The sequence below is a fragment of the Novosphingobium sp. Chol11 genome (assembly GCF_900218065.1).
Classification (GTDB): Bacteria; Pseudomonadota; Alphaproteobacteria; order Sphingomonadales; family Sphingomonadaceae; genus Sphingobium; species Sphingobium agri.
In genome coordinates this window covers 463390-471589 of sequence record NZ_OBMU01000001.1, presented here as the reverse complement: position 1 = coordinate 471589, position 8200 = coordinate 463390, and the positions used below count along the sequence as shown (strand labels likewise).

At 64.9% G+C, this 8200-nt stretch carries 7 protein-coding genes; 2 read left to right on the top strand and 5 right to left on the bottom strand.

Annotated features, from left to right (window positions below):
* From NCHOL11_RS02295 to argH, 5 genes are all read right to left on the bottom strand, one after another.
* Nucleotides 1-954 (bottom strand): zinc transporter ZntB (locus NCHOL11_RS02295; RefSeq protein ID WP_097090887.1); only part of this gene is annotated, 954 nt, incomplete at its 3' end.
* Entirely contained in the window at nucleotides 951-1709 is a 759-nt protein-coding gene (locus NCHOL11_RS02290; protein WP_097090886.1) for a precorrin-2 dehydrogenase/sirohydrochlorin ferrochelatase family protein, read from the bottom strand. The genes NCHOL11_RS02295 and NCHOL11_RS02290, both read right to left, overlap by 4 nt.
* Entirely contained in the window at nucleotides 1709-2974 is a 1266-nt protein-coding gene (lysA, locus tag NCHOL11_RS02285) for a diaminopimelate decarboxylase (protein ID WP_097090885.1), read from the bottom strand. The genes NCHOL11_RS02290 and lysA overlap by 1 nt, the downstream gene beginning before the upstream one ends.
* Before the next feature lie 25 nt (nucleotides 2975-2999).
* Nucleotides 3000-3260: a hypothetical protein gene (locus NCHOL11_RS02280; RefSeq protein ID WP_097090884.1), complete on the bottom strand. Its 261-nt coding sequence runs from the start codon at nucleotides 3258-3260 to the stop codon at nucleotides 3000-3002.
* Nucleotides 3257-4624 (bottom strand): argininosuccinate lyase, encoded by a 1368-nt coding sequence (gene argH, locus NCHOL11_RS02275; protein ID WP_097090883.1) that lies wholly within the window; start codon nucleotides 4622-4624, stop codon nucleotides 3257-3259. Before argH ends, NCHOL11_RS02280 begins: the two co-directional genes overlap by 4 nt.
* A gap of 55 nt (nucleotides 4625-4679) precedes the next feature.
* Between argH and NCHOL11_RS02270 the strand changes: the two genes are divergently transcribed.
* Together NCHOL11_RS02270 and NCHOL11_RS02265 are read left to right on the top strand one after the other, a co-directional pair.
* Nucleotides 4680-5276, top strand: a complete 597-nt coding sequence (locus NCHOL11_RS02270) for a TlpA family protein disulfide reductase (protein WP_176502163.1) — start codon at nucleotides 4680-4682, stop codon at nucleotides 5274-5276.
* A 213-nt stretch (nucleotides 5277-5489) separates the two neighbouring features.
* On the top strand, nucleotides 5490-8117 hold the full coding sequence (locus tag NCHOL11_RS02265) for a TonB-dependent receptor plug domain-containing protein (RefSeq protein WP_097090881.1): 2628 nt from the start codon (nucleotides 5490-5492) through the stop codon (nucleotides 8115-8117).
* Nucleotides 8118-8200: the final 83 nt, after the last annotated feature.

Sequence of the window (8200 nt, the reverse complement as noted above, 5' to 3'; positions counted from 1 at the left end):
ACGCTTCAGCCAGCGCGTGGCGGCGAACCAGCCACTGATCCCCACCGCCATGACCACGCAAACCGCGACCACGCCCCAAAACGCCCAGCGCTCATGGGCGAAGGGTATGCCGTTCACGTTCATCCCCAGCAAGCCGGTGAGGAAGGTCAAAGGCAGGAACACCAGCGCCACTACCGATATGATCAGCGCCTGCCGGTTCATCTGCTCGGCGCGCAGGTCCGTCAGCTCTTCATGCGCCAGCGCCGATCGTTCCCGCACCGCCTCCAATTCCTCGGCCATGCGCGCGCAGCGGTCCGCCGCTTCCTGCAAATGCAGCCGGTCGTCGGGATGCAGCCAGGGCGCGTCCGCCGCCGACAATCTTTCCAGCGCCTGCCGCTGCGGCGCGATGAAGCGGCGGTAGCTGATCGCCGAGGCCCGGATTTCCGATACCTGCCGCCGTACTTCAGCCGCGCCGCTGTCGCTCAGGCTGCTTTCGATCTCATCCAGATCATCGCCAAGCTGCGCGACTTCAGGGTCGAGCGCTTCGGTGATTTCCTGTGCGAAGGCGGCGATGAGGTCGCCCGGATCGCGGATTTCCCCGGCAAGCATCCGCTTCACCACCGGCTCCATCGCCGCGAGCGGGCGGTAGCTGACGGTGATCACGCGCGCATGTTCGGCCCACAGGCGGATCGACACCAGCGGATCGCCGCTTGCCTTATCGTCCGCCCCCAGGCCGCGCAGGTTGATGAGCGCGCCATGCCCCATCAATGTGCAGCGCGGCCGCGTCTCCTGCGCCAGCAATGCCGACAGCGCCGCCTGCGGCATATGGTCGCAGCGGGAGACGATGCCGTGCGCATCCTCACGCCAGCCATCCACATGGACCCAGCTGAAAGCCGCATGATCCGCCTGCGCGCAAAACTCGTCGAGCGAGATTTCGCGCGCTCCGTCGCCATTATAGACGAACACCCGGCTCATCGCGGCATCTCCAGCCATAGCGACAGCCCCTCGCCCGGCGCTTCCGGCGGCGCGTCGGCAGGGATGCGCACGGCATCGGCGCGCGCACGATCAAGGATCGCGGGCGGCACGCGCGACTCATGATAGATGCGGTCAGCCTCCCCCAGCAGGCGGGCGGCGCGCAGCGTCAGCTCATCGGGATCACCTGACAGCAGACGCAACGCGACCAGGCGGGAAGGTTCGGCCTCCCCCTGCTCCGCCAGCCAGCGCGGCACCGCATCGGCGGCATCCTCGCGCAAAGGGTCGATCAGCCCTCCCGCCGACAGGCCGGCGTCGATCGCCCGGCGGCGCGCGCTCGCATCGGGCCAGCGCGCTCGAATGGCGGCGCGCGCGTCGTACAATGCGGCGGCGAGCGCCCCCAGCCGTTGCGGCAAAAGCGCCTCGATCCGCTGGCGCAGCGCCTTGGCCAGTCCCGCCGACGCCCCGCCCGTGCCGATGGCGATCAACACAGGCTCCCGGTCGATGATGGCGGGCAAGGTGAAGTCGCAAAGCTCCGGCCGGTCGGTCGCATTCACCAGCACGCCGCGTGCCTTCAGCCGCGCGACCGTCGCCTCATCACCATCCGCGACGATGGCAATCCCCGCGTCCGCATCCTCGCCGACAATATGAGCGCCCGCCCGTTCCAGCAGCCGCCGCTTGGCGTCCGCCGCCTCGCCCTTCCCCGTCAGGATGACGGCCCTGCCCTTCAACACCAGGAAGACGGGCAGGCTTTGCATCAGCCCTGCACCCAATCGGGGATCATGTCCGCCTCGATCAGCGCCTCGATCGGCGGGCGGGCGCGGACCACGGCCCATTTGTCGCCGGACACCAGCACCTCGGGCGTCAGCGGGCGGCTGTTATAGGTCCCCGCCATGGTCGCGCCATAAGCGCCCGCCGTCATGAAGGCGACCAGATCGCCCGCCTGCACCACGTCCATGTCACGGTGCATGGCAAAGGTGTCGCCCGTCTCGCACACCGGTCCCACCACATTGGCGGTCTCGCGCGCGCCCGAAGGATTAACGGCGCGGATATCATGCCAGGCATCATAGAGGCTGGGCCGCATCAGGTCGTTCATCGCCGCATCGACGATGACGAACGGTGCCTGCGCCCCCTGCTTGACGCGCACCACCCGCGACAGCAGCGCCCCTGCATTGCCGACGATGACCCGGCCCGGCTCGAACATCAGCCGCACGTTCCACCCCTGCGTCACCCGCGTCACCATCTCGCCATAGGCTTGCGGCAGCGGCGGAACAGGAAGCGAGGGATCGTAGGGAACGCCAAGTCCGCCGCCAAGATCGGCGGTGCGGATATCATGCCCCTCGGCGCGCAGCTTCTCGATCAGCGCTCCGACTTTGATGAAAGCTGCTTCAAGCGGTGCAAGATCCGTCAGTTGGCTGCCGATGTGAACGGCGACGCCCCGGACATCCAGACCGGGCAGGCCGCGCGCGGCGGCATAGCTTTCCAGCGCCCTGTCATAGGGGATACCGAACTTGTTCTCGGACTTGCCGGTCGAAATCTTGGCATGCGTGCCCGCGTCCACATCAGGATTGATGCGATAGGCGACAGGCGCCCTCTTCCCCATCGACAACGCCACCTCGGACAGCATCTCCGCTTCCGGCTCGCTCTCCAGGTTGAACTGGAAAATGCCATGGTCGAGGGCAAGGCGCATTTCCTCCGCCGTCTTGCCGACGCCGGAAAAAACGATGCGGCTGGCCGGAATGCCCGCCGCAACCGCCCGCAGCAGCTCGCCGCCCGACACCACGTCCGCGCCCAGCCCCAGCTTCGCCAGCGTCGCCAGCACGGCGCCATTGGGATTGGACTTGACGGCAAAGGCGATCAGCGGATCGTCCAGCCGTGACAAGGCATCGCGAAAGACATTGACGTGGCGCGTCAGCGTAGCGGTCGAATAGATATAGACGGGCGTGCCGACCGCCTGCGCGATCTCCGCCATCGGCACCTGCTCCACATGCATGGCGCCGTTCACATAGTCGAAATGGTCCAAGGCTTGTCTGTCCTAGCGAAGCGTATCAGGGCTGGTTTTCAGGCGGCAGGTCGAAGGGATCATCCTTGCGCACTTCCGACTGCGAAAGAATGTCCACGCTTCGTTCCGGCCGCGACTGCATGGTTGGCGTCATCAGCTGCTGCGCGGTGGGCGCGGCAGCAGCGCCGACCGGCACCGCTGGCATTTTCTGCCCTTCGACAGGCTTCAACGGCTGCCGTCCGCCACAGGCTGCGACGCCCAGAACCAGCAGGGCAAAGACGACGTTCCGACTTATGGCAATCCTCATGCCGTCTCCTCCCGCGCCTCAGCGATACGCGCGCGCACCTGGTCAGGCGCGGTGCCGCCATGGCTCTTGCGGCTGGCGACCGACGCATCCACCGTCAGCACCGCATAGATGCGCTCATCGATGCGGGCGTCAATGGCCTTCAGCGTCTCGATCGGCAGGTCGGCGAGCGGCGTGCCCGCGCTCTCCGCCGCCGCGACGGCACGGCCCGTGATATGATGCGCCTCGCGGAACGGCACATTGGCTTCGCGCACCAGCCAGTCGGCAAGGTCAGTGGCCGTGGCAAAGCCGCTCTCGGCGAGGCCGCGCATGCGATCGGTGCGGAACGTCACCGTCTCGATCATCCCGGTCATCGCCGCGATCGAGAGGCCGAGGAGATCATGCGCTTCGAACACCGGCGGCTTGTCGTCCTGCATGTCTTTCGAATAGGCGAGCGGCAGGCCCTTCATCGTGACGCAGAGCGCATTCATGCAGCCCATGATCCGCCCCGCGTGGCCGCGCACCAGCTCGGCCGCGTCGGGATTGCGCTTCTGCGGCATGATCGAACTGCCGGTCGAATAGGCGTCGGGCAGCTTGACGAAGCCAAAAGGCTGGCTCGCCCAGATGATGAACTCTTCCGCCAGGCGCGACAGATGCAGGCTGCACTGTGTCGCCGCCATCAGATAATCGAGCGCGAAATCGCGGTCGCTGACGCTATCCAGGCTGTTGTCGGTCGGCTTGGCAAAGCCCAGCGCCGCCGCCGTCGCATGCCGGTCGATCGGAAAACCGGTCCCGGCCAGCGCCGCCGCGCCCAGCGGGCATTCATTCGCCCGCGCGCGCGCATCGGCAAAGCGGCTGCGGTCGCGGCGGATCATCTCATAATAGGCCATCAGATGATGACCCAGCGTCACCGGCTGCGCGGATTGAAGGTGCGTGAAGCCCGGCATCACCGCCTCGGCATGCTCCTCCGCGCGCGCCAGCAGCGCTTGCTGCAACGCATCCAGCCCCGCCTCGACCTCATCTATCGCGTCGCGCACCCACAGGCGGAAATCCGTCGCCACCTGATCATTGCGCGACCGCGCCGTATGCAGCCGCCCCGCCGCCGGGCCGATCAGTTCGGCAAGGCGAGACTCGGTCACCATGTGAATATCTTCAAGGTCCAGGTTCACCGGCACGCCATTGGCTTCATATTCAGCCGCAATGGTGTCGAGCCCCTGGGCAATCGCCGCCGCGTCGTCGGCCGAAACGATGCCTTGCTTGGCCAGCATCGCGACATGCGCCTTCGACCCTGCGATGTCCTGCTTCCACAATCGCTTGTCGAACGGGATGGAGGCATTTATCTCGCGCATGACCGAAGCCGGGCCCGCTGCGAAGCGTCCGCCCCACATGCTGTTGGAGCTCCCGTTGCGATCTTCCCCGCCCCGATCGTTCTTGCCCTGCGTAATGACTCTGCTCCTGCTGGCTGGCCTCGGCGCGTGCGATAGGCAATCGCCGGGCGCGGGGCAAGATCAAGCGAATAGCAGCGCGCAAGTCCCGCCGACAAGCGGCGAGGCAATGGGCGCGCCGCAAAGCGCCAAGGGCGATTTCAGCTACACGCTCGACCGCTCGAAGGCAGGCACCCCTGCTCCGGATTTTGCCTTCGCAGCCCCCGACGGCGCGGACGCGACCTTGCAGGATTTCGCGGGCAAGCCAGTGCTCGTGAACCTCTGGGCCACATGGTGCGCGCCGTGCGTCGCGGAAATGCCGACGCTCGACGCGGTGGCCAAGGCTTATGAGCCGAAGGGCCTCGCCGTGCTCACCATTTCGCAGGACAGCCAGGGCGAAAGCGTGGTGAAGCCCTTCTTCGCCAAGCATCCGCTGCCGCACCTCAAAAGCTTCATCGATCCGGAAAATCAGTTCGGCTTCCACTATGCGACCGGCATGCTCCCCACCACCGTCCTCTACGACCGCCAGGGCAAGGAGATGCTGCGCGTCGTCGGAGCCATGGACTGGAACAGCAAGGAAGCACGCGACCTCATCGAGACGGCGCTGAAATCCTGAGGTTGACCCTCTCGCCGCACCCGACATGCTGACTAAGGTCAGGTCAGCAATCCTAATACGAACCAAGTCTGAAAATCCGCTACCCAGCCTGCATGCAAATTGCGCAAGCAAGTTGCACCTTTCTCAATCGCATGATTGCACGCTGTAATAGCGGCTAACCACCACCTCTTCGTCTTTCCCACTGCACGATAACGCATAAGCAGGGGGCAATAGATGAAACGATTATCCGCATTCCGGCTTTCTCTTGTTCTGGCTTCCTCATGGTCTGCTTGCGCCATGGCACAGGAAACGCCGCAGGAAGCCCAGGCTGACGACGGCGGCGCGATCATCGTCACGGGCACCCGCGCGACGGGCATGCAGGCCGCAGAAAGCGCCGCGCCGATCCAGGTGCTGAGCGAAGAGGCGATCAGCCATGTCGGCCAGCCCAACCTCAATCAGGTGCTGACGCAAATCGTCCCCAGCTTCACCGCGCAGACGCAGGGCACGGATCTTTCCAGCTTCTCTCTGTCCGCCCGGCTTCGCGGCCTCAGCCCCAATCACACGCTGGTGCTGGTCAACGGCAAGCGCCGCCATGGCAACGGCATCCTCCAGGTCATCTCCGGCGCGTTCCAGGGCTCGGCCGCGCCAAGCATCGACCTCATCCCGCCGGACTCCGTCGCCCGCGTCGAAGTGTTCCAGGAAGGTGCCGCCGCCGTCTACGGCACCGACGCGATCGCGGGCGTCATCAACTTCATCCTCAAGGATCAGGACGAAGGCGGCAGCTTCAAGATCACCGGCGGCCAGCATTATGACAGCGAGGGCGAGCTGTTCTCCGTCTCGGGCAATATGGGTTTCAAGCTCGGCGAGGACGGCTTCTTCAACCTGACGCTGTTTCACCGGCGGCAGGATTACACCACGGTCGGCGAAGGCCAGGTTCAGGTAACGCAGCGCGACGGGACCCTGCAAACCAATGCGCCCGCGCAATGGGCGAACCTGGCTGGCGACGCTCTTTCGGGCATCAACGGTGGCCAGCCACGCACGAAGCTGACGCTCGGCTTCTACAATATGGGCTATGATTTCGGCGGCGTCGAACTCTACAGCTTCGGCGATTATGCCCGCCGCGAAGGCTGGGCTCGCCAAGGCTACCGCCATCCCAAGCGCATCTGCTACGAACCCGGTAACCTCGGCGGCAGCGTGACGCCCGCACCCTATGATCCGGGCATCTGCTACAGCGATACCGGGATCTACGGCATGGTCCCGCTTCAGCATGTGGTGGAGGACGAATATAGCTTCACCATCGGCGCGAAGGGCGAATTTGGCGGCGGCTGGAACTACGATATTTCCGGCACCTATGGCGCCCAGAAGGACAGCATCTACACCGAACAGTCGGCGCACCGCGAACTGTGGCAGGAAAGCTTTGCCGCGGGCGGCGCAGCGCGGGCGATCACGCCCAGCAGCGCCTATGACGGCGGCTTCAAGCTGGCGCAGACGACCATCACCACCGACATCCGAAAGGAATTCGAAGTGGGCATGGCCAGCCCGCTGACCTTCGCTTTCGGTGGCGAATATCGGAAGGATGAATATGAAATCCTTCAGGGCGACGCCGTCTCCACCTACAAGACCGGCGTTCAGTCCTTCCCCGGTTACAAGGCGACGGACGCAGGCGATTATCAGCGCAGTTCGAAAGCCGTCTATGCCAACCTGATCGGCGAGCCACTGGACGGCTGGAGCGTCGATCTTGCCGGGCGCTATGAGGATTATACCGACTTCGGCGACACCGCGATATGGAAGGCGACGACTCGCTACGACGTCTCGCCCGCCTTCGCGCTGCGTGGGACCGTCAGCACCGGCTTCCGCGCGCCGACGCTCGCGGAACAGAAATATTCGACGATCAGCGTGGGTCCGACCAGCGCGGTGGCTCAGCTGCCCGCGGGCACGCCCGCAGCCCAATTGCTGGGCTTCGGCCCCCTGAAGCCCGAAAAGTCGAAGAACTTCTCCGCCGGTGTCGTGTTGCGGCCCGTGCCGAAACTCGCAATCACCCTTGATGGCTACATCATCAAGATCAAGGACCGCATTACCGGAACGGCGGCGCGCAATGCCGTCCTGAACGGGGTTCCGCAGGCGGGGGGAGCCGACATCCTCAACGCCCTGAACGCCGCAGGTATCGTTCTGGACAGCGCCTTGTTCACGTCCGGCACGATCGGCGTGTCGAGCTTCACCAACGGCATCGACACCCGCACCTGGGGCCTCGATTTTTCGGCCAGCTACCCGGTCGCGCTGGACTTCGGCTCGCTCAACCTGTCGCTGACCGCGAACTACAACAAGACGAAGATCACCAACAACAAGGTGGGCTACCCGATCTTCAACGCCGCGTCGGAAAGCAATATCGAACGCTCCAATCCCGACTATAAGATCGTCGCCAACGCGCTGTTCAAAAGCGGCCGCTTCACGCTCAACCTGCGTGAAACCTTCTACGGCAAGACCAGCGTCCTCGTTCGCCCGGCCTTCACGCCAGCGGGCGGCTTCATCCCCGACGGCGGCTTCCTGATCGCCGATGGCGCGCTTAATCCAGTCACCAACATCAACGCCAACCAGCTCTACTTCAACGGCGTGGTGAAAGCGGCGGCCATCACCGACCTGGAGGCAAGCTACGACTTCACCGACAATGTGACCTTCGCGATCGGCGCGAACAACCTCTTCGACAAGCGGCCGGAAATCCCCGCCCTCATGCAGGGCGTCACCCCCGGCGCGGGCGTGTCGCCCTATGTCAATGGCACGGGCACTTACAACGCCTATTACGGGCACGGCCCCTATGGCACCTCCGGCGGCTATTATTACGCGCGCCTGGACTTCAAATTCTAAACAGCCCGTCAGGGTCGCGAACGGAGGCCGGTTTCCCAAAATGGGAGCCGGCCTTTTCCCTCTGACCGTCACCCCAGCGAAAG

What these genes read in the sequence shown, in the direction of transcription:
- NCHOL11_RS02270 (WP_176502163.1), top strand. Translation starts at nt 4,680, where the DNA reads ATGACTCTGCTCCTGCTGGCTGGCCTCGGCGCGTGCGATAGGCAATCG.
- NCHOL11_RS02265 (WP_097090881.1), top strand. Translation starts at nt 5,490, where the DNA reads ATGAAACGATTATCCGCATTCCGGCTTTCTCTTGTTCTGGCTTCCTCA.
- NCHOL11_RS02280 (WP_097090884.1), bottom strand. Translation starts at nt 3,260, where the DNA reads ATGAGGATTGCCATAAGTCGGAACGTCGTCTTTGCCCTGCTGGTTCTG.
- NCHOL11_RS02290 (WP_097090886.1), bottom strand. Translation starts at nt 1,709, where the DNA reads ATGCAAAGCCTGCCCGTCTTCCTGGTGTTGAAGGGCAGGGCCGTCATC.
- argH (WP_097090883.1), bottom strand. Translation starts at nt 4,624, where the DNA reads ATGTGGGGCGGACGCTTCGCAGCGGGCCCGGCTTCGGTCATGCGCGAG.